This is a genomic window from Flavobacterium sp. BFFFF1, from assembly GCF_002256285.1.
Classification (GTDB): domain Bacteria; phylum Bacteroidota; class Bacteroidia; order Flavobacteriales; family Flavobacteriaceae; genus Flavobacterium.
This window is the reverse complement of sequence record NZ_NKJE01000008.1, coordinates 42,580-68,099: the sequence shown is the minus strand read 5'-3', so window position 1 is coordinate 68,099 and position 25,520 is coordinate 42,580. Positions and strand designations below refer to the sequence as shown.

At 43.6% G+C, this 25,520-nt stretch carries 26 protein-coding genes and 1 tRNA gene; 16 read left to right on the top strand and 11 right to left on the bottom strand.

Annotated features, from left to right (window positions below; genetic code table 11):
• The first annotated feature begins 232 nt into the window (after positions 1 to 232).
• Both CFE23_RS06790 and CFE23_RS06785 read left to right on the top strand, forming a co-directional pair.
• Entirely contained in the window at positions 233 to 1,159 is a 927-nt protein-coding gene (locus CFE23_RS06790; protein WP_291085976.1) for a PfkB family carbohydrate kinase, read from the top strand.
• Between the two features lie 191 nt (positions 1,160 to 1,350).
• The gene (locus CFE23_RS06785; RefSeq protein WP_291085973.1) at positions 1,351 to 3,249 is read left to right on the top strand and encodes an amidophosphoribosyltransferase; all 1,899 of its coding nucleotides are present in this window, start codon (positions 1,351 to 1,353) and stop codon (positions 3,247 to 3,249) included.
• 323 nt (positions 3,250 to 3,572) lie between these two features.
• On the opposite strand, the gene dusB is transcribed toward CFE23_RS06785, so the two are convergent.
• Positions 3,573 to 4,565 carry a tRNA dihydrouridine synthase DusB gene (gene dusB / locus CFE23_RS06780; protein WP_291085970.1) on the bottom strand — a complete coding sequence of 331 codons (993 nt, stop codon included), beginning with the start codon at positions 4,563 to 4,565 and terminating at the stop codon, positions 3,573 to 3,575.
• Positions 4,566 to 4,909: 344 nt separating this feature from the next.
• Positions 4,910 to 4,981 (bottom strand) — tRNA-Arg (locus CFE23_RS06775).
• 261 nt (positions 4,982 to 5,242) lie between these two features.
• Between CFE23_RS06775 and CFE23_RS06770 the strand changes: the two genes are divergently transcribed.
• The 3 genes from CFE23_RS06770 (at position 5,243) to CFE23_RS06760 (ending at position 6,995) form a co-directional block, all read left to right on the top strand.
• Positions 5,243 to 5,719 carry a hypothetical protein gene (locus tag CFE23_RS06770; protein WP_291085967.1) on the top strand — a complete coding sequence of 159 codons (477 nt, stop codon included), beginning with the start codon at positions 5,243 to 5,245 and terminating at the stop codon, positions 5,717 to 5,719.
• Between the two features lie 47 nt (positions 5,720 to 5,766).
• Positions 5,767 to 6,504 (top strand): hypothetical protein, encoded by a 738-nt coding sequence (locus CFE23_RS06765; protein ID WP_291085964.1) that lies wholly within the window; start codon positions 5,767 to 5,769, stop codon positions 6,502 to 6,504.
• Positions 6,505 to 6,593: 89 nt separating this feature from the next.
• Entirely contained in the window at positions 6,594 to 6,995 is a 402-nt protein-coding gene (locus CFE23_RS06760) for a hypothetical protein (protein WP_291085961.1), read from the top strand.
• A gap of 2 nt (positions 6,996 to 6,997) precedes the next feature.
• Here the strand turns inward: CFE23_RS06760 and CFE23_RS06755 are convergent, their stop codons facing one another.
• The 3 genes from CFE23_RS06755 to CFE23_RS06745 form a co-directional block, all read right to left on the bottom strand.
• A complete protein-coding gene (locus tag CFE23_RS06755) occupies positions 6,998 to 8,146 on the bottom strand; it encodes an ATP-binding protein (RefSeq protein WP_291085958.1) in 1,149 nt (382 codons plus the stop codon).
• Positions 8,147 to 8,400: 254 nt separating this feature from the next.
• Complete coding sequence (locus CFE23_RS06750) at positions 8,401 to 9,150, bottom strand: SDR family NAD(P)-dependent oxidoreductase (RefSeq protein ID WP_291085956.1); 750 nt, start codon at positions 9,148 to 9,150, stop codon at positions 8,401 to 8,403.
• Positions 9,151 to 9,174: 24 nt separating this feature from the next.
• Positions 9,175 to 10,047: an aldo/keto reductase gene (locus tag CFE23_RS06745; RefSeq protein WP_291085953.1), complete on the bottom strand. Its 873-nt coding sequence runs from the start codon at positions 10,045 to 10,047 to the stop codon at positions 9,175 to 9,177.
• A gap of 214 nt (positions 10,048 to 10,261) precedes the next feature.
• On the opposite strand from CFE23_RS06745, the gene CFE23_RS06740 reads away from it, so the two are divergent.
• The 8 genes from CFE23_RS06740 to CFE23_RS06705 all read left to right on the top strand — a co-directional run bounded on the left by CFE23_RS06740 (position 10,262) and on the right by CFE23_RS06705 (position 19,234).
• Positions 10,262 to 11,266: a MoxR family ATPase gene (locus CFE23_RS06740; protein WP_291085950.1), complete on the top strand. Its 1,005-nt coding sequence runs from the start codon at positions 10,262 to 10,264 to the stop codon at positions 11,264 to 11,266.
• An 89-nt stretch (positions 11,267 to 11,355) separates the two neighbouring features.
• Positions 11,356 to 12,222, top strand: a complete 867-nt coding sequence (locus CFE23_RS06735; RefSeq protein WP_291085947.1) for a DUF58 domain-containing protein — start codon at positions 11,356 to 11,358, stop codon at positions 12,220 to 12,222.
• 16 nt (positions 12,223 to 12,238) lie between these two features.
• Positions 12,239 to 13,876, top strand: coding sequence for a hypothetical protein (locus CFE23_RS06730; protein WP_291085944.1), 1,638 nt, complete (start codon positions 12,239 to 12,241; stop codon positions 13,874 to 13,876).
• The gene (locus CFE23_RS06725) at positions 13,876 to 14,877 is read left to right on the top strand and encodes a VWA domain-containing protein (protein ID WP_291086199.1); all 1,002 of its coding nucleotides are present in this window, start codon (positions 13,876 to 13,878) and stop codon (positions 14,875 to 14,877) included. The genes CFE23_RS06730 and CFE23_RS06725 overlap by 1 nt, the downstream gene beginning before the upstream one ends.
• Before the next feature lie 6 nt (positions 14,878 to 14,883).
• A complete protein-coding gene (locus tag CFE23_RS06720) occupies positions 14,884 to 15,924 on the top strand; it encodes a VWA domain-containing protein (protein WP_291085941.1) in 1,041 nt (346 codons plus the stop codon).
• 3 nt (positions 15,925 to 15,927) lie between these two features.
• Positions 15,928 to 16,692 (top strand): tetratricopeptide repeat protein, encoded by a 765-nt coding sequence (locus CFE23_RS06715; RefSeq protein ID WP_291085938.1) that lies wholly within the window; start codon positions 15,928 to 15,930, stop codon positions 16,690 to 16,692.
• A gap of 28 nt (positions 16,693 to 16,720) precedes the next feature.
• Positions 16,721 to 18,472 (top strand): BatD family protein, encoded by a 1,752-nt coding sequence (locus CFE23_RS06710; RefSeq protein ID WP_291085935.1) that lies wholly within the window; start codon positions 16,721 to 16,723, stop codon positions 18,470 to 18,472.
• An 18-nt stretch (positions 18,473 to 18,490) separates the two neighbouring features.
• Positions 18,491 to 19,234 (top strand): tetratricopeptide repeat protein, encoded by a 744-nt coding sequence (locus CFE23_RS06705; protein WP_291085932.1) that lies wholly within the window; start codon positions 18,491 to 18,493, stop codon positions 19,232 to 19,234.
• On the opposite strand, the gene CFE23_RS06700 is transcribed toward CFE23_RS06705, so the two are convergent.
• Positions 19,235 to 19,741, bottom strand: a complete 507-nt coding sequence (locus tag CFE23_RS06700; RefSeq protein ID WP_291085929.1) for a CvpA family protein — start codon at positions 19,739 to 19,741, stop codon at positions 19,235 to 19,237.
• Positions 19,742 to 19,862: 121 nt separating this feature from the next.
• On the opposite strand from CFE23_RS06700, the gene CFE23_RS06695 reads away from it, so the two are divergent.
• The 3 genes from CFE23_RS06695 (at position 19,863) to CFE23_RS06685 (ending at position 21,890) form a co-directional block, all read left to right on the top strand.
• Positions 19,863 to 20,219 (top strand): hypothetical protein, encoded by a 357-nt coding sequence (locus CFE23_RS06695; protein ID WP_291085926.1) that lies wholly within the window; start codon positions 19,863 to 19,865, stop codon positions 20,217 to 20,219.
• 62 nt (positions 20,220 to 20,281) lie between these two features.
• A complete protein-coding gene (gene pheS / locus CFE23_RS06690; RefSeq protein WP_291085923.1) occupies positions 20,282 to 21,301 on the top strand; it encodes a phenylalanine--tRNA ligase subunit alpha in 1,020 nt (339 codons plus the stop codon).
• 181 nt (positions 21,302 to 21,482) lie between these two features.
• Positions 21,483 to 21,890, top strand: coding sequence for a hypothetical protein (locus CFE23_RS06685; RefSeq protein WP_291085920.1), 408 nt, complete (start codon positions 21,483 to 21,485; stop codon positions 21,888 to 21,890).
• Positions 21,891 to 21,893: 3 nt separating this feature from the next.
• On the opposite strand, the gene CFE23_RS06680 is transcribed toward CFE23_RS06685, so the two are convergent.
• From CFE23_RS06680 to CFE23_RS06660, 5 genes are all read right to left on the bottom strand, one after another.
• The gene (locus tag CFE23_RS06680) at positions 21,894 to 22,103 is read right to left on the bottom strand and encodes a hypothetical protein (RefSeq protein WP_291085918.1); all 210 of its coding nucleotides are present in this window, start codon (positions 22,101 to 22,103) and stop codon (positions 21,894 to 21,896) included.
• Complete coding sequence (locus CFE23_RS06675; RefSeq protein ID WP_291085916.1) at positions 22,104 to 23,099, bottom strand: NAD(P)H-dependent glycerol-3-phosphate dehydrogenase; 996 nt, start codon at positions 23,097 to 23,099, stop codon at positions 22,104 to 22,106.
• Between the two features lie 235 nt (positions 23,100 to 23,334).
• Positions 23,335 to 23,910 (bottom strand): nicotinate (nicotinamide) nucleotide adenylyltransferase, encoded by a 576-nt coding sequence (nadD, locus tag CFE23_RS06670; protein WP_291085914.1) that lies wholly within the window; start codon positions 23,908 to 23,910, stop codon positions 23,335 to 23,337.
• A gap of 62 nt (positions 23,911 to 23,972) precedes the next feature.
• Entirely contained in the window at positions 23,973 to 24,566 is a 594-nt protein-coding gene (gene gmk / locus CFE23_RS06665; protein WP_291085912.1) for a guanylate kinase, read from the bottom strand.
• Positions 24,566 to 25,426, bottom strand: a complete 861-nt coding sequence (locus CFE23_RS06660; RefSeq protein WP_291085909.1) for a YicC/YloC family endoribonuclease — start codon at positions 25,424 to 25,426, stop codon at positions 24,566 to 24,568. The genes gmk and CFE23_RS06660 overlap by 1 nt, the downstream gene beginning before the upstream one ends.
• Between the last annotated feature and the right edge of the window lie 94 nt (positions 25,427 to 25,520).

Below are 25,520 nucleotides of genomic sequence, written 5' to 3'. Positions count from 1 at the left end.
AGGTTTCCATAGGGTTTCTCCAGTAAATACAGGGCTTTCGTGAAGAGAATCCCAACAAAACCCCAACAAAACCCCAACAAAACCCCAACAAAACCCCAATGATACCCAACGAAAGCAGCATTAAAATCAGTAAATAAACCTACCAGACTTCCTGACGAATTTATAAAACCTGGCGACTTTGCAACTTTGAAAACTATAAACTACCTTTGCACCTTAATTCGAAATCCGAAAAATGAACAAATTACTGATCGTCGGAACGGTGGCTTTCGACGCGATTGAGACCCCATTTGGGAAGACAGATAAAATCCTTGGCGGCGCCGGAACGTTTATCGGACTATCCGCATCTTATTTTAACCTGCAATCTGCTATAGTTTCCGTTGTCGGGGATGATTTCCCTCAGGAATACCTTGATTTGCTTACCGCAAGAAACATCGACATTACGGGGCTTGAAATCGTAAAAGGCGGGAAAACATTTTTCTGGAGCGGACGTTACCACAACGACCTGAATTCGCGCGATACTTTGGTAACTGAACTGAATACGCTCGCGGATTTCAATCCGGTCGTGCCACAAAATTTCAAAAATGCCGACGTGGTCATGCTGGGCAACCTGCACCCGTTGGTTCAAAGCAGTGTGTTGGATCAGATGGAACAAAAACCGAAACTCGTTGTACTCGACACGATGAATTTCTGGATGGATTGTGCATTGCCTGAATTACTGGATGTGATCAAACGTGTTGACGTAATTACCATCAATGATGAAGAGGCAAGACAGTTGTCAGGGGAATATTCATTGGTAAAAGCAGCGGCGAAAATCCATACGATGGGGCCAAAATATGTCGTCATCAAAAAAGGGGAGCACGGCGCTTTGTTGTTCCATAATAAGGACGTGTTTTTTGCACCGGCATTGCCATTGGAAGAAGTTTTTGACCCAACAGGAGCAGGAGACACCTTTGCAGGGGGATTTGCAGGGTTTATAACGCAAAGCGAAAATATCTCTTTTGACAACATGAAAAAAGCGATTATTCATGGATCGAACCTGGCTTCGTTCTGCGTAGAAAAATTTGGAACTGAAAGAATGCAGCAACTCCAAAAAGGCGAAGTGCAGGAAAGACTGAAACAGTTCAAAGCACTGACACAATTCGAAATAGAAATAGAATAGATAACATATGCCCCGAAGTTCCGGGGCATTTTTGTTTTATTCAAAGTCGAAAGTCGAAAGTCAAAAGTCAAAAGTCAAAAGACAGGACTTATAAAGAGTGAATAAAAAATAATAACTACTAAAGTTGCAGGTTATAATTCAGATGCCAAGTGCTTTTGACTTTCAACTTTCAACTTTCAACTAAGAAAACCATGAGCGACAAACTCAACCACGAATGTGGCATTGCATTCTTAAGGCTTAAAAAACCGCTGGAATTTTACAAAGAAAAATACGGCTCTGCTTTCTATGGCATACAGAAAATGTACCTGCTCATGGAGAAGCAGCACAACCGGGGTCAGGATGGCGCTGGATTTGCCTCTATTAAATTCGATATGGAGCCCGGCGAGCGATACATCAGCCGCGTGCGCTCGAACGATGCCCAGCCGATACAGGACGTTTTTGCTCAGATCAATGGCCGAATCAATGATGAAATGCTGGCACACCCAGAGTATACTGATGATGTCGCGTTGCAGAAGAAGCACATTCCATATATCGGGGAATTGTTTTTAGGACACGTACGCTATGGTACTTTCGGGAAGAACAGCATTGAAAGCGTGCACCCTTTTTTACGGCAAAACAACTGGATGCACAGGAACCTGATTGTCGCGGGAAATTTCAATATGACCAATGTCACGCAGCTTTTCAACAGCCTTGTTGAATTAGGCCAGCATCCCAAGGAAATGGCGGACACGGTGACCGTTATGGAGAAAATCGGGCATTTCCTGGATGATGAAGTGACAGACCTTTACCTGGAATGCCGCAATAACGGATTGTCAAAACGCGAAGCGTCTCCGGTAATTGCCGAGAAACTCGACATCCGTAAAATCTTAAAACGCGCTTCAAAAGGCTGGGATGGTGGTTATGCGATGGCAGGACTATTTGGGCACGGTGATGCTTTTGTCTTCAGGGACCCGGCAGGCATACGTCCAGCCTATTTTTATGAAGACGATGAGGTAGTCGTAGTGGCTTCCGAGCGCCCCGTAATCCAGACCGTCTTTAACGTTGATTTCGAGAAAGTACAGGAACTACAGCCAGGGAAGGCGTTGATCATCAAGAAAAATGGCACAGTGACAGAAGAAGAAATCATTGAGCCCGTGACCAAAAAGGCCTGTTCTTTTGAACGCATATACTTTTCCCGTGGCAGTGACGCAGAAATATACCAGGAGCGCAAGAATTTAGGCAAACTTATTCTGCCGGCGGTATTGGAAGCCATTGGTGATGATACCGACAACACCGTCTTTTCTTATATCCCGAATACTGCGGAAACGTCTTTTTATGGCATGGTTGAAGCGGCGCAGGATTTCCTGAACCAACGGAAAAACCAATATATTCTCGACAACCGCAAAACGCTGACTAAGGAAAAACTAGAGGAAATCCTTTCGGTTAAAATCCGAACCGAGAAAATAGCGATCAAGGATGCCAAGCTTCGTACGTTCATTACAGAAGATAGCAGCCGCGATGATTTGGTCGCACACGTCTATGATGTGACGTATGGCGTCATCAGGCCAACCGATAACCTTGTTATTATTGATGACAGCATCGTACGCGGCACTACGTTGAAGATGAGCATCATTAAAATGCTGGACAGGCTGAAGCCCAAACGCATTGTAGTCGTGTCATCGGCGCCGCAAATCCGCTATCCCGACTGCTACGGCATCGATATGGCAAAATTAGAAGGGCTGGTAGCGTTCCGGGCCGCGTTGGCGTTGCTGAAAGAGCGGGATTTGTACCATATCGTTGATGCGGTATATGCAAAGTGCAAAGCGCAGGAACACCAGCCGGACGCCGAAATCGTGAATTACGTGAACGAGATCTATGCGCCGTTTGAACCACAGGAGATATCGGATAAGATTGCTGAGATGCTGAGTTCAGAGACCACAAAAGCCGAAGTGAAGATTATCTTCCAAACGGTCGAAAACCTGCATCAGGCATGTCCTAAAAATCTCGGAGATTGGTACTTTACGGGAGATTATCCTACGCCGGGAGGCAACCGCGTTGTCAGTAAAGCCTTTATGAATTTTTATGAAGGTAAAGACGCACGGGCGTATTAATTTTTATAAAAAGGTATTACAACGTTTTTTTAAGCGTTTCATCTAAAATATTTGTTGCGCAAACATAACCACTATACTTTTGGTGGACCATGGAATTAGTAGGTTAAGTTTATGGTAGATTTGGGGCAAAAAGGGTGAAATTAACATTTCACCTTTTTTATTTTAATCCGAAGTCTAAAGTCTAAAGAGAAAAGGATTATTGGAATAATAAAAAAATACCGCCTTGTGGGCGGTATTTTTATTTTTAAGAATCCCAATTGATTTGTTGCATTGATCAGTCTCTTGCTTTTTAACTTTCGACTTTCGACTTTTGACTTTCCCTATTACACCATCTGATAATCCGCAAAATCCTCGCGGATTTCATCAAATACTTTCATTAAATCATCTGCGCCATCGGTCGTAACCAGTCTTTGACGGTATTCCTTGAATCCGTGGATGTTTTTAAAGTAATTGGTGTAATGGCGTCTGGTTTCAACAATGCCTAAACGCTCACCTTTCCATTCCATAGCCCATTTCAGGTGGTTGGAAGCCGCTTCTATCCGTTCCGTCATTCCCGGTTTCGGAAGGTTTTCGCCGGTCTGGAAATAGTGTTTGATTTCATTGAATATCCATGGATAGCCAATGGCAGCGCGGCCAATCATCATGCCGTCAAGCCCGAACCGGTTCTTGTATTCCAAAGCTTTTTCAGGCGAGTCGATATCGCCGTTGCCGAAGATGGGCATCGTAATCCTGGGATTGTTCTTGATGCGCTGTATATGTGTCCAATCAGAATGGCCTTTATACATTTGTGCACGTGTCCTGGCGTGGACTGTCAGCGCCTGGACACCCACATCCTGTAGCCTTTCGGCCACTTCGTCGATGTTGATGGAATCCTCATCCCAGCCCAGCCTGGTTTTTACGGTCACGGGCAGGTGTGTACTGCTGATTACTGCTTTGGTAAGGCGGATCATGAGGTCCACATCCTTCAACACGCCGGCTCCTGCTCCTTTACAAACCACTTTCTTAACCGGACAGCCAAAATTGATATCAATCAGGTCCGGATTTACCGCTTCGACGATTTTTGCAGACATCGCCATGGCTTCTTCATCCCCACCGAAGATTTGGATACCAACAGGCCGCTCATAATCGAAGATGTCGAGTTTCTGGCGGCTTTTTATCGCGTCACGAATCAATCCTTCTGAAGAGATAAACTCGCTGTACATCAGGTCGGCACCATGCATTTTGCACAGGCGGCGAAACGGTGGATCGCTGACGTCCTCCATGGGCGCCAGTAACAGCGGGAAATCAGGAAGTTCTATGTTGCCAATTTTGACCATATTATAATTTGGGGCAAAAGTAACGAAATTTCATTAACCCGGAACCCTAGCCCCGATTGCAGCGGAAATCATTTTTTGATTTTGCCGGAGTTTACGGAGGGGAATTCAAAAAATATTGCAGCGGAAAGCGGGAAAAAGCTCCTTAAAATAAAAAAACCATCCGGTGAAGATGGTTTTGTAGCCTCGCCAATCCCGAAGCTTCGGGAGAACTTGGATCTAAAGTTGTTGAAATAAAAAAACCATCCGTTGAAGATGGTTTTGTAGCCTCGCCAATCCCGAAGCTTCGGGAGAACTTGGATCTAAAGTTATTGAAATAAAAAAACCATCCGATGAAGATGGTTTTGTAGCCTCGCCAAGAATCGAACTTGGATCTAAAGTTTAGGAAACTTCTATTCTATCCGTTGAACTACGAGGCCGAATTTCTGGACGCGAAATTAAAAAAAATTACGGAAGAAATGCAGGAAGGACAAAAATAATAACAAGTCTGGAATAATGATATCGCATAGATCTTTTTTACAAAGTTTTTATAAATTCGTTTTTCGCGCATTCAAAGGGCTAAATTTTAACAAATTGTACATAAAATGCGTAAATCCGGGATTGGGAAGTTTTTAATTTTACGACATCAAATTGCTGCAGACGTTTGATTTCATAAATTTTAATCTTAATTATTATGTACCATGAAAAAATTATTTTTTACGTTATTCGCCACATCATTACTCGCGCTATCCGCCAATGCACAGTCTAAGTTCACAAGGATGGAATTACCAGCATCCAGGCAAGCTCCGGCGGGACCTTCAGAGACAATTGTTTACGAAGTTTCCTTTAAGGGCAACACCGGAAAAACAGGAACGGGTCAGATCAAATTTGTTGTCCCGGACGATGGCAATGGCTTGATTGCCCTTGAGATCACAGACAACGTGCTTCAGTCCCTTGGGATAAACGCAAATTATCTTGTGTCCGCATCACGCGCATTGGCTGAGGGATCCACTGAAAGCCAGACGCTTTCGCAATGTCTGGACGGCTGTAATAAGAAATTCACCACAGCCGACGGGGTAAAAATCAAAGGCAGGGGAAAATGTAAGGCCAACTGCTGGTTTGGGTCGTTAGAAGAGATTCTGCCAGCGGTGCTGACCATTATTAAAGTATTAGGCTAATAATCAGCGCCAACCTGCTTTTAGGTTGGCGCTACAATATTTTTTGTATGAGAAAAACAATAGTTATCGTATCGATTTTTTTAGTGCTGGTGTCTTGTGGAAAAATGATGACGAGATATCAGATAAAAACGTACAACGCGCTGTTTATGGTATGGCATTATACAAATGGGAAGAAAGACGTTCAGTTCATTCCAATGGCCCATTTGAACAAGCCGGAGAAATTTGCAAGAATCAAGCAAATAGCGGATTCCTTGAGAAGCCAGGGATATGTTATTTACTATGAAAGTGTTGAATTAGAAAACCCTTCCGATTCGTTACGAAATGAAACGATTCAGAGAAAATTCCGGCGTGTCATCGGGATTGTTCCGGGGGATTACTCCGACAAAAATAATAAATCGTACCGAGCCCTTGCGTTGGAAGGATATGTAATGCAAACGATGACAAATACAGGCTGCGACCGAAAGCGGGATAAGAAGGTGGATTTATCTATGGACAGTCTGGTCGCCTTATATGAAAAAGAGCGGGGCGAAATAAAGCTAACGCAGTGCGACTGGAATACGCCGTATACGGAAAAATACCGTTGTCATCGATTGAAGGTGAAGGATCAGAAATTTATGGCGCTAACGCTCAGAAACCGTTACCTGAGTTACTTCCTGACCCACTCAAAAGACAAAAAGATTGTTGTGATGTATGGGGCTGAACACGAGAAATTCCTGGAAGATGACCTGAAAAAGGAAGATCCAAACTGGAAAATGGTACACAACAGTCCGTCCATCAGATGGTAGTAAGGCAAATGCAATTTTGCAATACTTCGGCCTGATTGTAAAACGCTGCACAAGCAAAAAATTACTGGTTTTAATCAATTATACACGCCATGAAAACACTACTTTTTTTTATTATCCTTTTTTCCCCGACAATCAACTACCCACAATCTGACCTTGATAAAACCATTAAAGCGGGAGAATTGCTCCTCGGTGGATTTAGCATTTTTAAGGTGGCCAGATCGGACACGAAAAAAGACAGTAAGACCATATCTTCGGTATGCATTAAAAATAAGCTATCTGAAAAAATTGTTTTCAAATTGGAAGGCAAAGATGAGCAGGAGAATGATGTTAAGAAAGAACTGGTCGTCCAAAGTGACGGCAAAGAATGTGTGTTTAATCTGCCGAAGGGCGTTTATACCTACGAAGTAACTTTAGCCAGTAAGGAAATCTACAAAAAGGGAGAGTACAAATTCGACGATGAAGTGATCATCACCATCAAAAAAGAAGATTAGTATTACAGGTCGCCACTTTTATCATACTTCATCTTTCTCAGGATTCGCAAAGCCTCCTTAAACGACAGGTATACTTTTGGAAACGGTTTTAACACGAGTTTCGCATCAATCAGTTTTTGCTTCGCGTCTTCAAACCCGTTAAGATAGCAGATCATAAAATTTGAGGGCAGATTCTCCAGATCTCGCCGGTCCCGATCGGTCAAAGGCAGGCCTTTTTCAAGCTGCTGTACAAGGGATAAATTGGCGTTGTAAATATGATACAGCATCTTGCGATTGAATTCGGGAGGCTGAAACAGCATATCCCTGTCGATACGGTAATAACCATTGTCGTAAAAATGGATGGTCAGTTTTTCCAAAGGGTAGTAGCTTGTCTTGTCATTGAGCCCAAGCGGTACATATTCCGTAATCGTAAAAGTGTGGTCGTCGAATGTAATGTCAACCTCATCCTGAGCGGAGTAAAACAATTTTACCTGTTCATTAATCAGTTCAATATCTACTCGTGAAAGATAGGTCCTGTCCCGCACTCTCTTCGGAATTCCAGCCCAGCAAATTACGAAAAGCTCTTTGAATACCTTATATTTTGGAGCCATGTCAGGATGCCGGAAATTCATAAAATCAATGACACCGTCGAGCGTATAACCAATGCTGTTGCGGGAGTTATTTTCAATTCCAATAACGGTCTCGGCATTTTGGTAGCTTTTTTCAGAAATGCCATCAACAGGTACTGAGTTGCTCCCGCGGCGCACAAAAATACTGTTAGCCGGAATTGTATGGATTCCTTTTTTGAAGTAGGAGGTTTTATTGTTCGGGCGGATTGTTACCAGCCCAACCACTTTATCCTTAGGTAAACTGGGGAACGGTACGTTTTCATACTGTATCTTCGGAGGATGTTCCAAAAAGGCGTTCACTAAATTTTGAATCCGGCTGTCGTCAAAGAAATCGTCACCAACAATTTGGTTGTCCTGGTCCTCAACCCCCACAACAATATATGAATTGTTTGTTGGATTCGAGTTCGACAGCGCACAGATGTGCTTCAAAAATTTTGCTTTACCCTCTCGTGAATGCAGGTTGAGCTGCCTTTTCTTGTCATAAAAACTGCTCTCGTCATTGTGTGCGAGCAGGTTCTTAATCAAAAGGCGCTTGTTTATCATCGTTTTTTAGCTTTTAGCTGTCGGTACTTAGCCATCAGCGATATACATCGTTCATCGAATGACGCACCATGTTTGCTCGGCATAAGCCAATCGCTGACGGCTGAAAGCTACTGGCTTTTTGGGCGTTGCCTGCGGCCGGGCTATTCGCTTCAATCTTTTTAGCGTCCGTTTGGGTGTGCCTGACAGCATCGTACCCATAAACCGCTAAAAAAGGATTTTCGCTGCTATCCCTAACGCAAGCTGGTCGTTAAATTTTAATCCCGTTTCACGATCGTTGCGGTCGCCTGTGCCGTGGGTGTAACGATCAGGTCCGAAATGTTCACATGGTACGGGCGTGTGATTACAAACAGGATAATGTCCGCAATGTCTTCTGGCTTCAATGGGGTAAACGCTTTATACACTTGGGCCGCCCTCTCCGTATCGCCTTTGAAACGCACTTCGCTGAATGCTGTTTCCACCATTCCGGGGTGAATTGCTCCCACGCGTATACCAAACGACACCAAGTCGATACGCATCGCTTTGTTCAACGCATCAACAGCGTGTTTGGTGGCGCAGTAGACATTGCCATTTGGATACACTTCCTTACCAGCGATCGAACCGATGTTAATGATGTGGCCACTGTTTCGTATCGTCATGCCGGGAATAATGGCTCTTGAAACGTATAGCAAACCTTTGACATTGCTGTCGATCATCGCGTCCCAGTCATCAAGGCTGCCGGTTTGTATGGGATCAAGTCCATGAGCATTCCCCGCGTTGTTAATAAGGATATCAATTTTTGAGAATGGTTCGGGCAACGAATTAATTGCATCAAATACGGCTTTTTTGTCGCTTACGTCAAAGCGAAGGGTATGCACCTCAGTCTGTTTTGACAACACCGACTTTAGTTCCTGAAGGCGTTCTTCACGTCTGCCGCAAAGGACGAGTTTGATGCCATTTGCGGCAAAAATCTCTGCTACTGCTTTTCCAATTCCGCTGGTTGCTCCGGTAATTAAGGCTGTTTTCATTTGTTTGGCTTTTAGTAAATATTTTTACGGCACATCATTTCCCATACTTTCCGCCCAGATGGCAAACCAATCTTCGGGTTCGAGCTTTAAGGCTGCGGCGGTCATCAACGCCTGGATTCGTGCAACATTCACAGTGCCGGCAACGGGGATCACGCCTGCGGGGTGCTGGATAATCCAAGCCAACAATAACGTATCCGAACCATAGTGGTATTTGTCAACCAGCCGGGCCAGTAGTTTTTTCAGTCGCCTTGTTTGGTCGGTATCTTCCCTGAAGATGCTCCCTAAAGGATTCCAGGACATGGGGGTAATGTTATGAATCTGCATGTAATCGAAGCTGCCATCCAGCATGGGTTCGAAGTGTGTTGCCGAAAATTGCACCTGATTGTAACTTACGGTTGTCTTTTGTCGGATCAGCTCGGTTTGGGATGCAGTGAAATTTGAAAGCCCAAAATCAAGGATTTTACCTTCGGATTTCAGCTTTTCGACCGCTTCAGCAATTTCATCAGCCTGCATCAAAGGGCTTGGGCGATGCAACAACAACACATCAAGGTAATCTGTATTCAGGTTGGCCAATGAATTTTCGACAGACCAGATGATGTAATTCCTGTCGTAATTGTAGTGTTTGATCTTGTTGTCCCGGTTTGGCGAGATATGCTGGATCCCACATTTGGAAACCAGCTGGATTTTTTCCCTGGGAATTTTTGAGGAAGCAAATGCTTTCCCAAACTCAGACTCGGTGGTGTACGAACCATAAATGTCCGCGTGATCAAAAGTGCTGATCCCATTTTCAAGGCACAGGTGAATCATGTGCGCCATTTCAGTCATAGAGAGTTTTTTGTCCCAGATTCCCCAATTCATGGTTCCGGCAACAATCGGCGATAATTTAGTCTTTGTCAAGGTTTGTTTTTTAGATTATTGAGTATAAAAAATGCCTCTACGGCACTCATTTATATAAAGTTCTTAAAATTATAAAAACAAAATCACAAATCATCCTTAACAACAAAGGTTTGAAAGAATTTTTAACCATTTTTTAACATCCTTAAACTGAAAAAAAATTCAATTTGCACCGTCAAAATTAACTGATCAACCCAAAAGCAATAAATATCAGATTATGGAAGAAAATGCTGCCCCTTTAGACATAAGGGCAATTAATGAAAAAATTGAAAGGGAAAGTGCTTTTATTGAGCTTTTAAACCTTGAAATGAACAAGGTAATTGTGGGCCAGAAGCATATGATTGAAAGACTGCTCATCGGACTCCTTGGGCAGGGACACATCTTGCTGGAAGGCGTTCCGGGACTGGCGAAGACACTTGCGATCAATACCCTGTCACAGGCGGTGCATGGTTCGTTCAGCCGGATACAGTTTACGCCAGATTTATTGCCTGCAGATGTTGTCGGTACGATGATTTACAACATCAAGGCTAATGAGTTTTCCATAAAGAAAGGACCTATTTTTGCAAATTTTGTCCTGGCAGATGAGATCAACCGCGCCCCGGCAAAAGTGCAATCGGCATTATTGGAAGCCATGCAGGAAAAACAGGTTACTATTGGCGACACCACTTTCAAACTGGACAAGCCATTTTTGGTGCTTGCCACACAAAACCCAATTGAGCAGGAAGGGACTTATCCGCTTCCGGAAGCACAGGTCGACCGGTTTATGTTGAAAACGGTAATCGACTATCCAAAAATGGACGAAGAGCGCATGGTAATCCGTCAAAACCTTAAAGGGGCATACGAAAAAGTAAATCCCGTAATCTCTGTGGATCAGATTATACGAGCGCAACAAGCCGTCCGTGAAGTGTACATGGATGAGAAGATTGAGAAATATATCCTTGATATTGTTTTTGCTACCCGATACCCGGAAAAATACAAGCTTGAAAGTTTGAAACCTTTAATTGGATTCGGCGCTTCACCTCGTGGTAGTATCAACCTTGCCAATGCAGCAAAATGCTATGCTTTTATCAAACGAAGGGGATATGTAATTCCGGAAGATGTCCGTGCCGTCGTTCACGATGTGCTTCGTCATAGGATTGGCGTTACGTATGAAGCGGAGGCCGAGAATATCACTTCCGTAGACATTATCAACAAGATCGTTAACGAAGTCGAAGTACCTTAATAGATTTTAGTATTGAGAATTCAGATGTTGGATCCTTCGCCGGGATTTAAGATCTCAATTCTCGAATCCCAATTCTCAATTCTAAAAAGATGGATACAAAAGAGCTTTTAAAGAAGGTCCGTAAGATAGAGATCAAGACCCGGAGGTTGAGTGATCATATTTTTTCGGGCGAATACCATACATCATTCAAGGGACGTGGTATGACTTTTTCTGAAGTACGCCAATACCAATACGGCGATGACATCCGTGCCATCGATTGGAATGTGACGGCACGGTATAATGAGCCTTATGTGAAAATATTCGAAGAAGAACGTGAGCTGACGATGATGTTGATGGTCGATATCAGCGGTTCGGAAAGCTTCGGCACCAAGAGCCAGTTCAAGAACGAGATTGTTACCGAAATCGCCGCTACGCTTGCATTCTCAGCAACCCAAAACAATGATAAAATAGGGCTGATTTTATTTTCGGACCAAATTGAACTGTACATTCCGCCAAAGAAGGGCAAGTCACATGTCCTCCGGATTATTCGGGAATTAATAGAGTTCCAACCAAAAAGCCATAAGACAGACATTGCACAGGCACTGCGTTTTTTGTCCGGTACACAGAAAAAGAAGGCGATTGTTTTTTTGATTTCTGACTTCATGTCGGACGATTTTGAGCAACCCTTGAAAATTGCCTCTAAAAAGCATGACCTCACGGGAATCCGGGTATACGATGCACGCGAAGAAAAAATGCCAAATATTGGAATGGTGCCCATGCTTGATGCAGAGACAGGCGCCATGCAGCTGGTGAACACGGGTGCAAAATCGGTGCGTTTGGGGTATGAAAAATACTATCAGGACAAAGTGAAATATTTTAAGGAAACCTTCCGCAAATGCGGTTCCGGCGTGGTAAGCACCCGTGTCGACGAAAGTTATGTTACGCGCTTGCTGGGTTATTTTAAATCAAGAAGTTAATGACGTTATCCCAAAAATGAAAAAATACATCCTCTCGCTTTTTATGCTTCTCATGTCCCTGGCTGTTTTCCCACAACAGGGCACTGTCACGGCAAGCATAGATAAGAAGAAAAATAAAATAGGCGCGCAGTTCAACCTTACATTGAAAACGACAGTCGACACGTCGGCCATGGTGGTTTTTCCAAAGGGTAATAATTTTGGACCGATGATGGTCATCCGTGATTTTGTTGTTGACACGGTGAGGAAAGGGAATAAATACGACCTGACTAAGAAATACGGCCTTACCCAGTTTGACAGCGGACGGTACAGCATCCCAAAACTTAAGGTGCTCATCAACAAAAAGCCAATATTCACGGATACACTCAACGTTGAGGTGGCGAATGTGAAAGTAGATACGCTGCAACAAAAACTATACGGAATCAAAGAGACTATTGCTGCTCCAAAGCCCTCAGGCAGCTGGTGGATGTACCTGCTCATCGCAATAGCCACCGTGGGAATTGGCATCGTCGTATTCTACCTGATCAAAAAAATTCAGATAAAAAAAGCGGAGCAGCCAGTTTACAAGACACCAATCGAGAAAGCGACATCGTTGCTGAGAAATCTTGAAAATAAACAGCTTTGGCAAAAAGGAGAGGTAAAGTCTTATTACTCAGAGCTGACCGATATTGCCCGGACCTACATTGAAGAGGAAATTCATGTTCCTGCGATGGAAAGCACTACATCGGAGTTGATCACAGCACTCAGGAAAGTGGCGGGACAAAAGAGATTGTCGCTATCAAAAGAAACTTTTGTAAATCTTGAAAAAGTTTTGAAGCAGGCAGATTTGGTAAAATTTGCCAAATCGCAGCCGCCTGAATTTGAAATCCAGGAAGACAGGAAGCGAATTGAAAATTCCATTGTGCTAATCCACAAAGCGGTGCCTGAAGAAATTGTCGAAGAAGACACCAATGTGCTTGACGCGTTGATGCAGGAGAAGCTTAGGAAAAGAAAAAAACAAAAACGCGTTACCACGATCGTCATATCTTCGATAGGCGCTGTTTTACTGGGGCTTGCCATTTTAATAGGCATTAAAGGAGTCGATTATGTAAAGGATAATGTTTTCGGGCATCCCACAAAATCGCTATTGGAAGGCGAATGGATCAGTAGCGAGTATGGCAATCCATCTATCGCACTTGAAACGCCCGAGGTACTGAAAAGGATAAACGCGGAAGATTTCCTACCGAAAGACGCGATGGCATTGATAAAAGACATGCAGACTTTTCAATATGGTGACATTTTTGGAACATTCGGAATTATGGTGGCTACGAACACTTACAAGGAAACGCCGGATCAGCCACAGGCCGAAATAAAGCTGGACGATGCCATTGAAGGCGAAATTAAACTATTTGAAAGGAAAGGTGCCCAGCGTATTACAGTGTACAAAGAAGATTATACGGACAAGGATGGTTCTGTAGGCATGAAGGCTTATGGCACCTACCTTCGCGTGGATCCGGAAAATCGCAAAAGCATCAAGATGGCTTACGAAATGATTTATTTCCATCAGGGGAATGGCTTGCAAAAAATCATTGTCGTGCATGAAGAAGATGACCGCTATGCCAAACCGCTTACCGACCGCCTGATAAAATCCGTTGAACTTAAAACTGCAGCACCATGATGAAAGGTATCTCTTTCCTGAATCCGGAATTTTTATGGCTGCTGTCAGCAGTTCCTGTGCTCGTCGCTTGGCATATATGGCAGCGCCGGCAGCAGACAGCCACTTTAAAAATCAGCTCGCTGAAAGGTTTTGCTTCGTCGGGATCATTTCTGGCAAAACTCAAACCCATACTTTTTGTTTTCAGGATATTGGCCATTACGCTTGTCATTGTTGCGATCGCGCGCCCACGGAAAGTCGACATCAGCAGCAGGACAAAAACCACAAAAGGCGTCGATATTGTTTTGGCCATCGACGTTTCGGGAAGTATGCTGGCACGCGACCTCAAACCGAACCGTCTGGACGCGTTGAAGAAAGTCGCTACGGAATTTGTAAAGGAACGACCCAATGACCGAATTGGCGTTGTCTTATACGCCTCCGAAGCCTACACAAAAATGCCGGTGACCAGCGACAAAGATGCCGTAACGGAAGCGCTAAGGGATGTGAAGTTTGATCAAAGGTTACAGGACGGGACTGGAATCGGGATGGGTTTAAGCACTGCGGTAAACCGTTTGAAAGACAGCAAGGCCAAAAGTAAAATCGTAATCCTCTTGACAGACGGTGTCAATAATGCGGGGTTTATCGAGCCTGAAACGGCCTCGGATATTGCAAAGGAATACGGCATCAAGGTCTACACTATCGGACTTGGAACCAATGGAATGGCAGAATCGCCCTATGCTTATGGCCCAAATGGTTCGTTACTATATCGGATGGCCCAGGTTGAAATTGACGAGACGCTGATGAAAAGTATTGCCTCAAAAACGGGAGGAAAATACTTCCGTGCGACCAGTAACAGCAAGCTGAAAAGCATATATGAATCGATAAATAAACTTGAAACCACCGAAATCCAGGAACTGAAATTCTATGATTACGACGAAAAGTATCGTCCGTTGGCCATGGCGGCCTGTGCGCTGCTGCTTGTTGAAATTACATTGAGAAAAACCGTTTACCGGAGCTTTATCTAAAAAATTATGTGGGAACTTGACGAAATAAAATACGCTTACCTGCTCTTTGCAATACCTTTTCTGGTGTTGATTTTCCTTTATAATTTATATTGGAAACGCAAAAAGCAGCGTGAATTCGGTGACAGGGACCTTGTCCGAAAGCTAAGCCCCGAGAAATCGCTCTTCAAGCACATACTGAAGTTGGTGGTGGTTTTACTAGCGTTCGCCAGTCTCGTGGTGGCGTTGGTGAATCCAAAGATAGGCACCAAGACCGAAACAGTGAAGCGAGAAGGCATCGACATCGTGTTTGCGATGGACGTTTCAAAAAGTATGCTTTGTGAAGACATCGCGCCGAGCCGGCTTGAGAAAAGTAAGCAGATCGTATCACAATTGATCAATCAGTTTGGAAGTGACCGTATCGGAATTGTGGCGTATGCAGGAAGCGCCTTCCCTGTGTTGCCGATTACGACAGATTACAGTGTCGCTAAAATGTTCCTCCAAAGCATCAACACGGATATGGTTTCTTCGCAGGGAACTTCGCTCGACGATGCGGTCAGGATATCGGCCGGGTTTTTCAAGGAGGAAGATAAAAAAGTCAATAAGCTTTTGATCCTTATTTCAGATGGGGAAGACCATGGAGAAGGCGCTGGCACAGCAGTAGAAGAAGCCAACAAAGTGGGTATGAAAATCATTACTGTTGGCGTAGGGACTGACAAAGGCGGCCCTATTCCACTTCGTAAAAACGGCGTGATCGAAAGTTACAAACGCGACAGCAATGGCGATCCGGTGAATACAAAACTGAATGTGGAAGCACTTAAAAACATTTCTAAATCAACCAAAGGATACGTCAGCGGAAACAATACCAAGGAAGTAGTCGAATATGTCAAAAAAGCGTTGGACAATATTGAAAAGACGGAGTTTAAGTCGGAGCAATTCACGGATTATAACTCACAATTCCAATGGTTTTTAGGACTTGCCTTCGTATTGCTGTCATTAGACGTGTTCCTTCTCGAAAAGAAAACGAAATGGGTACGGAATCTTAACCTCTTTAATGAAAAAGACCAATAGACCATGAAAAGGTTATTTATATACACGCTGATTTTTATCTCGTTTGCTGTCAAATCACAGGAAAAGGATTTTTCTTTGCCAAAAGGAAACGAAAAGATAAAAGAGAAAAAGTACGCTGACGCAGAAGCAGAATACCGGGTTTCACAATCCAAATTTCCTAAAAAGGCCGCTGCAACCTACAATTTGGGGAATGCAATTTTTCTGCAAAACCAAGCCGAAGAAGCGGCGCTTTTTTATCAACGGGCCATCAAGAACGCCAAAACACACGATGAAAAGCATAAGGCCTATCACAACCTCGGCAATGTGCACATGAAGCAAAAAAATTACGAAGCGGCGGTCGAGGATTATAAAAACGCGTTAATCAACAATCCGGCGGATGAACATACACGATACAATTATGCCCTTGCAAAGGATATGTTGAAAAAAAATCCTCCAAAAAAGGACGACAAGAAGAATAAGGACAAGAAAAAAGACCAGGATAAGAAGGACCAGGATAAGAAAGATCAAGACAAAAAAGACCAGGACAAAAAGGATCAGGATAAAAAAGACCAAAACAAAGAAGACCAAAACAAAGACGGAAAGGACAAACCCGATCCCAACAAAAACCAAGGCCAACAAGGCCAGCCAAAGCCAAAGCCAGGCGGCATTTCAAAAGAGCGATTGCAAAATCTGCTCGACGCGGTGAACAATGAAGAGAAGAAAGTTCAGGAGAAAGTGAATGCCAAAAAGGTAAAAGGCAAGCCCGTACAAACTGAAAAAGACTGGTAAAACCGGATTACAATACAAAACAAATAAGATGAAGAAGTTAATTTTCCTTTTTTTAATAGCCTTTAACGGATTGTACGCCCAGGTGCAGTTTGAGGCTAAAGCCAGCAAGACGACCCTTGGGCTAAACGAAAGGCTGCGCGTTGACTTTACGATGAACGACGATGGTGATAATTTTGTACCACCGGGCTTTGAAGGATTTAAGGTAATCGCCGGCCCAAGCCAGCAGGTGAGCCAATCCTGGATTAACGGTAAGGTAACCTTCAATAAAACCTATTCTTATTTCCTACTGCCCACACAAAAGGGATCGTTGACCATCAAGCAGGCGTCCATCGAGATACGCCACCAGGTATACAAGACAACCCCAATCAAAATTACCGTGACGAATGCGGTTGAAATGCCAAAGGATCCAAATGACACCTCTATTTCTGCCAATGACGCCATTCATCTCGTGGCCGATGTCTCGAAAACCAATCCGTATCTCAATGAACCCATCACGGTCGTGTACAAATTGTACATCAGCTACAATATCGGATTGACAAATTTTAAGGAACTCGACAAGCCGAAATACAATGATTTTTGGAGCCAGAATATAGAGATTAAGCAATTGAATGCGGAAGACGCGACATATAATGGCGAACGCGTACGTTGTGTCGTATTGAAGAAAACGGTGCTGTATCCTCAAAAATCCGGAAAACTTACCATTGAACCGTTGTCATTGGATCTCGACGTACAGATTCCGACAAACCGCCGTAACTTCTGGGGACAGGCGCTGTTAAAGGAAGACAACAAGCGCGTGTCTGCCGGCGCAAGGGTCATTAATGTAAAGCCTTTGCCGGAAGCTGGAAAGCCGTTGGATTTTAGCGGTGCAGTGGGACGTTTTGATTTTAAGGTTACACCGTCCAAAACGGTATTGAAGAATGGGGAAAGCCTTGAACTCAACGTCAGCGTCAGCGGAAACGGGAACCTTAAGCTTTTTACACTTCCCAAGCCGGTAGTGCCTACGGCGCTGGAAATGTATGATCCGGTGCACAAAGAACAGGTGAATACGCCATTATCAGGAATGAACGGGAAAGTATCCGATACCTATACCATCATTCCACAGTACAAAGGGAATTACACGATCAAACCCATGGTTTTCTCCTATTTTGATCTGGGTGCCGGAAGGTACAAGACAATTTCGTCACCGGAAATTCTGGTGAAAGTGTTGGACGGGCCATCACCATCGGACGCGACAGTGGCTTCCAACGGCAATTCTAATAAACGCCAAATTTCAAAAACAGATCATTTCGAGTTTATTAAGCTTAAAACAAAACTTGTTTCGGTTAATAAAAAGGATTTTCTGGGCTCTAAGCTATTTTATGGATTGCTGTTTTCGCCATTTCTATGCATTCCGCTATTGATTTTGTTCAGAAGAAAAAAACAAGCTATTGATTCCGATATTGCAGGGAACCGGACAAAAATGTCCAACAGGCTGGCCAAAAAATACCTATCAGAAGCAAAGAAAAATATTGGAAATAAGGAACCATTTTACATTGCATTGGAAAAAGCAATGCACAATTTCCTTAAGGCAAAAACCAATATCGAGACGTCTGAGATGAGCAAAGACAAGATCCGTGAAATCCTTCTGGGGCGAAATGCAAAGCCTGAAACCGTCAACGATTTCATAAACCTGACCGAAAACTGCGAGTTTGCAAGATATGCCCCCGCATCGAGCGTGACCATAAACAATGATTATGAAAAGGCTGTTGAAATTATCTCTGCGCTGGAGAAACAGATCTAATCCTTTTACAACAAGAAAATGAAAAACGTATTTTATCTCTTATTACTGTTCGTTTCTTTTTCTTTCGCGCAAGGCGAATTTGAAAAAGGAAATGCATCGTACCGCAAAGGCGATTATGCTGATGCAGTTGCCTCTTATGAGAATGTGCTGAGCACTAAAAAACATTCGGCGGAGTTGTATTTCAACCTGGGCAACGCATACTATAAACTGAACAAAATTGCACCGGCAATTTATAACTATGAAAAGGCGTTGCTGCTTGATCCAAATGATGCCGTGATTTTGAATAACCTCAAATTCGCCCAGAAAGCCGCCATCGACGACGTCAGGGAAGTGCCTCATGTAGGGTTTACAAAAATGCTGGAAAACCTTGCCGCAACTTTTGCATATGACAGCTGGGCGTGGATTGCCGTAGTCTTCGCATTTGCTTCGTTGTTGTTTTTCATTGGGTACTATTTTTCGGGAAATACACTTCGCAAAAGAATCTATTTCGTGGGCATGTTCGTCGCAGTTTTTGTGATTGCCGTAAGCGTTGGTTCAGCGATTCTGAGCAAAGACGCCGCATCCGATGAACGAAATGCGATTGTTTTTGAGGATGTATTGCCTGTAAAAGCAGAACCCAAAACAGACGCTCCTGATGCATTTGTATTACACGAGGGTACAAAGGTTGCCGTGGTCGATACGCTGGATGTCTGGAGAAAAGTGAAGCTTCCGGATGACACGCAGGGCTGGGTTCCATCCAATGCCATTAAGGAGATAAAATAGTCAGGATTTTTTTTGCTGCGTTTCAATCCAGCTTTTCATAGAGGGATAAATCCATGAAGTGGTTTTTAGGATGCTGCCGTAAAACACGGACTTTTCCAACGTTTCTTTTTTTGCAAAAGTGTGTCCCTCGTTCAGTTTTTCAAAAATCATGAGTGCAACACCGAGCATTAATACCATTCTGAAAAATCCAACAACGCCACCAGCAATGCGGTTAATTAACCCGAAAGCCGTAAAATTTGCAAACGCTGTCAGCGCTTTTCCCAGAACAATAACGCCGAGGACCACTAAAATAAATGTAAGCAGGAAAGCAACAGCCTGCACCGTTTCAGGATTCCATGATACGTGCCCAATTAGAATATCCTTTAGTACAGCCGAAAATTTAAACGCAACATAAATTCCGACAAAAAGCGAAAGCAACGACGCCAGCTCGGTGAAAAAACCATTCCAAAGGCCGCTCAGGATGCCAAAAATCAGGAAGCCGGAAAAAATGAGATCCAATAAAATCATATCAATAAAATGTTGCGCCAAGATAAGCACTTTTGCACAATAACAAAACCGAACTCCTTATCTTTGCCGCTTGTTGAGGTACTGTCATCTCAATACTCACTACCCAATTCTCAATACTAAAATGTCAAGAGATATACAATTAAAACAACGCTGGGAACAGCTCGTACAGATACTTTCAGACCAGTTTTCGCAGGGTGAAGACCTCGATCTCGACGCCATCATTTACCTTATTGGCGTTCAGGAATTTGGCAAGGTACACCAGAAATTTAAAAAAGACGAAAAGCTGAACCTGATGCACATCGCAATATGCCGCGTGCTCGAGCCCTATGGTTACTACGAATTTGATTTTGTAGACCACGATGGCTGGCCACACTATAAAGTAAAGGAAATGCTTCCGGCGCTTAAGGCAGGCGAGCAGTCGGTTTTGATGAAAGAAGCGATCGTGAATTATTTCCTCGAGAAAGAAGTTATTGATTGATCCATTTTAAGCTTCTTAAACTCTAAACATTTCCGTAAATTTGCACACTTACTGAAAGAACGATGATAGACAAGATCAAAGAATATATTGGCGAAGCACAGGCTTTTTCCACACAAAAGAAAGAAGAACTCGAAGCATTCCGAATCAAATTCCTGGGCAGCAAAGGCCTCATAAAAGAGATTTTCGCCGAATTCAAGAACGTACCCAATGACCAGAAAAAGGAATTTGGGCAGGTCATCAATACGCTGAAAAACATTGCCGAGGAAAAACTCAAAACCATCCAGGACGAACTGGAAAGCAAACAGGAGACCAAAAGTATTTATGGTGACCTTACGCGTCCCGCTGAACCGGTAATCATTGGCTCGCGCCACCCCATTTCGTTGGTTAAGAACCAAATTACCGATGTTTTTTCGAACATTGGATTCAATGTGTCTGAAGGACCGGAAATTGAGGACGACTGGCACAATTTCACTGCATTAAACCTTCCGGAATACCATCCGGCGCGTGACATGCAGGATACTTTTTTCATCCAGACCAATCCCGATATCTTATTGCGTACCCACACTTCTTCAGTGCAGGTGCGTTATATGGAAAACAACAAGCCGCCAATCCGGACGATTTCTCCGGGACGCGTGTTCCGCAACGAAGCCGTTTCTTCGCGTTCCCACTGTATTTTTCACCAGGTGGAAGGCTTGTATATCGACAAAGATGTTTCCTTCGCCGACTTGAAACAGACCATCCTGTATTTTACTAAGGAGATGTTCGGAAAGTCAAAAATCCGCCTGCGCCCTTCGTATTTCCCGTTTACGGAACCAAGTGCTGAAGTTGACATTTACTGGGGATTAAAAACCGAAACGGACTACCGCATCACCAAGGGAACCGGCTGGCTCGAAATTATGGGCTGTGGCATGGTCGACCCAAATGTATTGCGCAATTGCGGTATCAACCCTGATGAATTCAACGGATTTGCTTTCGGGATGGGTATTGAGCGCATCGCAATGCTGTTGTACCAGGTAGACGACATCCGTATGTTTTTTGAAAATGACGTGCGGTTTTTGCAGCAGTTTAAGACGAGCATATAGTTTTTAGGAGCTGTTCCGGCTGTCCGCTGTATCTTTTTTGTTACCCCGCGCCGCAGTCGAGGGGCGTTTCGTGCGACAAAAAAGGATGCCGCTGCCATCCGGGCTAGGGATACCGACTTCACCTTTCATTAATCAATCTTCAGTATTAATGAATTTTAAACAACGAACTTAGAACTTTGAAATGAGAGAACACATCACCATCCCCGAAGTAGAAAACGTTTTTATGGCCGCCGTCTCCGAATGGAATGACGATTTCATGAGCAATGTGTGGAACGTGTATCTGGTGAATGACAGCGACAATGATTTGCACGACATTATGGTGGTTTCAAAAGCTTTCGGCACGATCGATGGCGAAATGCGCAAAACGTCCTTATTGCGCCACGCATTGGTAGAAATGCCTGCCGTTTCAGTCGTGAAAATCGAAATGATTGAAGATAGTGTGCTCGTACTCAATAATGAGTTTATGGTCACGTTTTTCATCGGGAAAACATTGTACGACCGCAAGTATATTTTCCGTGCGAATTCAATTAACGAAACGAATTTTGAAGAGGTGCCTATTTTGTTTAAGGATGGTGTAGTGGTCCGGTAACGACTATGCCTTTTTTTCTCGGGAGGTCCAACTGAAATAGCCCACCACAAAAATCCCGGCCAAAATCTGTAGCAACAACCGAATGTAAAACCATTTGTTGCTGAGTTGCAGCAGTGCCGGTGTCTCGTTTAATTCAAAAAGCAGTTGAAAAACAGACATAAAAATGCCCCAGAAAAGGCCCATGCGCACTTGAAATTTCCAACGTTCGCTCATCTAATCCAGTTTATCTGTGAGCTTCTTAAACACTTTACGCGCTTCTTTTCCTTCATATAAAATGCTATACACCGCATCGATAATCGGTGTCTTAGCGCCATATTCCTGGTTTAGCGTGTAGGCGCTTTTAACGGCATAATATCCTTCGGCCACCATACTCATTTCCATCATGGCGCTTTTAACAGTGTAACCTTTGCCAATCATATTCCCGAACATGCGGTTTCTGGAAAAAACGGAATAACCGGTCACGAGCAAATCCCCTAAGTACGCTGAATCGTTGATGTTGCGTTTCATCTTATGGACTTTACGTATGAACTTTTTCATCTCCCGGATTCCGTTACTCATCAGCACCGATTGGAAGTTGTCGCCGTAGCCCAATCCGTGGGCGATTCCGGCAGCAATGGCATAAATATTTTTTAGCATCGCCGCATATTCCGTGCCAATAATGTCATCAGAGATCTTGACCTTGATGTAATTTCCTGCAAGATTTTCAGCCATGATTTTCGCTTTTTTCTCATCACCGCAGGCAATCGTAAGGTACGATAGTCGTTCCAAGGCAACTTCTTCCGCATGGCACGGACCAGTAATCACGCCGATATTTTCATAAGGAATGTCAAATTCGTTGTGAAAATGCTCCCCGACAATCAGGAACGTCTCGGGTACAATCCCTTTAATGGCCGAAAAAATCACTTTAGATTTCAGGCTGACGGTCAGCTTAGACAACTCGGCACTCAAAAAGGCAGATGGAATGGCAAAAATGAGATAATCGGCATATGCAACGGCTTCATTGATATCAGAGGTAAGCCGTAGCTTTTTAACGTCAAATTCGACGGAGCTCAGGTAATTCGGATTGTGTTTGTGGGTTTTAATGTGTTCTACCGCATCGGTATTTCTCATGTACCACGCAATTTCCGGCAGGTTGACACACAACATCTTTGCGATGGCCGTGGCCCAGCTTCCTCCCCCGATTACTGCAAATTTTGGTTGTTCATTCATTTGGGTCCAATTAGGGTTCAAAAATACTCAAATTCGCAGGATAATAAAACGTTTTCGTAGTTCTATAGGGGAAATCTTTAACGCTTTTTTATGAGTATTGGACACAATCTCATTGAAAGTGTCCCGTTATTATGGTGTATGATTTTTGGTTGGTTAATTTCATACTGCCATAATTATTGAAGTTAATAAATTTTGTTTTTGGTGTTAGAAGGCGTTGCTGTTTCAGGAGCGCCTTCTATTTTTTATAGAAGTTGTTGTGGTCAACGTATTCCCAGACTTTTTGCGGGAGCATTGGCGAAGTGTTTTTCCTGTTCTTAATGCTTTCGCGGATGAAAGTAGATGAAATCTCTACGACAGGCGCGTTAATGAAGTGTACTTTGGCATGGTTTTTCAGGTGTGATGCTTCTGCCGAAATCCGTGGGTACACATAAATATCATGGTGTTCCAGAATGTATTCGTAATTTTTCCATTTCGGGAGCGAATTGAGATTGTCTTCGCCCATAATCAATGCAAATTCATGCTGTGGAAATTTTTCCAGCAGGTGTGTCAGCGTGTTTACGGTGTAATTGGGCTGTGGCAACTTAAACTCGATATCGGACGGTTTAATCTTAGGTAGTGCTTCGGTAGCGAGGTGTACCATATGCAACCGCTGGTAATCATCAAGCAGGGTGCTTTTCTGCTTGTGCGGATTGTGGGGCGTGACCACCATCCAAACCTGGTCCAAATCTGAATTTTCCGCCATATGGTTTGCGATAATCACATGGCCAATGTGTATTGGGTTAAATGTTCCGAAGTACAGACCGATTTTCATTTTGTGGTTTTCAGGGCGCAGGGTTCAGGCTTGTATCCGAAGCTTGTACGCTGCACCTAATTTTATATCATATGCAGGTAATCAGAAACCAGGCGGTAGGCATCATTTTTCGCGTTCTCGAGGTCGTAGTTTTTTAAGATTACATCGAAATGCCCGGATACTGAAATTTCACGTTCGGCTTTTGCGATGCGCATCTGGATTTTTTCTTCTGTTTCTGTTTGCCTGAATCGAAGCCTTCTTTCAAGTTCTTCAACCGATGGCGGGCTCACAAAAACAGCCAATGTTTGCTCCGGGTATTGTTTCTTGATGTTGAGTCCGCCAATCACGTCAATGTCAAAAATGACATGTTTGCCGCTGGCCCAAATCCGTTCCAGTTCGCTTTTTAGCGTGCCGTAGTAGTTATTCGCGTAAACCTCTTCATATTCGACAAAGGCATTTTCCTCAATTTTCCGCTGGAAATCTTCTGAGGAAAGAAAATAGTAGTCTTTGCCATTTACCTCATCTCCACGCTTTTGGCGGGAAGTCGCTGAGATGGAAAAGTCGAGATGCAGTTCTTTTTGTTCTAATAAATATTTTACGATTGTCGTCTTGCCGGAACCGGAGGGTGCTGAAAAAACCAGCAGCTTGCCTTTTTTGGGAGTAGTTTTTTCCATCATTATAACACATTCAGGACCTGTTCCTTGATTTTTTCGAGTTCGTCCTTCATTTGCACAACCAGTTTCTGCATTAATGCATGATTCGACTTAGATCCCATAGTATTGATCTCGCGACCCATTTCCTGAGTGATAAAACCAAGCTTGCGGCCATTTGCCTCACTGCCTGCAATGGTTTCAATAAAGTAATTCAGGTGGTTTTCGAGACGGACTTTTTCTTCGGTGATGTCGTATTTTTCAAGATAAAAAATCAATTCCTGTTCAAAACGGTTGTCATCAACATTTACCTTAATCTCATCAATCGCCGTCCTTAGCCTGTTTTTTACCGTTTCGATGCGCTCACTGTCCAGCGCGACCGTTTCGTTCATGAGGGTCATAATATTCGCGATTCGGTGTAGGAATTCTTTTTCCAGGGCAACGCCTTCAGAGATGCGGAACGATTTTAGGTTTTTTAATCCTTCATCAACGACCTGCTGTACCTGCTTCCAATCGTCGTCTTCAATCTCATCGCGTTCGGTCTTTAGCGCATCTGGCATTCTGACGGCCATTTTCATCAATTCTGTCTCATCAGCGTGTTCATAGACTTCGCGAAGCTGCCGTATATAATCCTTTACGATAGGTACGTTGACTTTGGTTGAAGTTTGCTCAGCCGTATTTTCGATGAAAATGCAGAAATCGATTTTTCCGCGTTCGAGTACGGTAGCAATCTGATTCCGGACCCCCAATTCCATTTCGCGGTACATCGAGGGCATTCGTACGTTCAGGTCAAACCCCTTGCTGTTGAGTGACTTTACTTCAACGGTTATTTTTTTTGAAGGGAGCTGTAGTGTGGCCTTCCCAAAACCGGTCATTGATTGTATCATAAAAAATGTAATAGCGACAAATGTACTAAAAACTATTTATCCGAAGGCTTTGCGTGAGATGTTCGCATGCCCGGGAACGTTAAATTTTGTATTT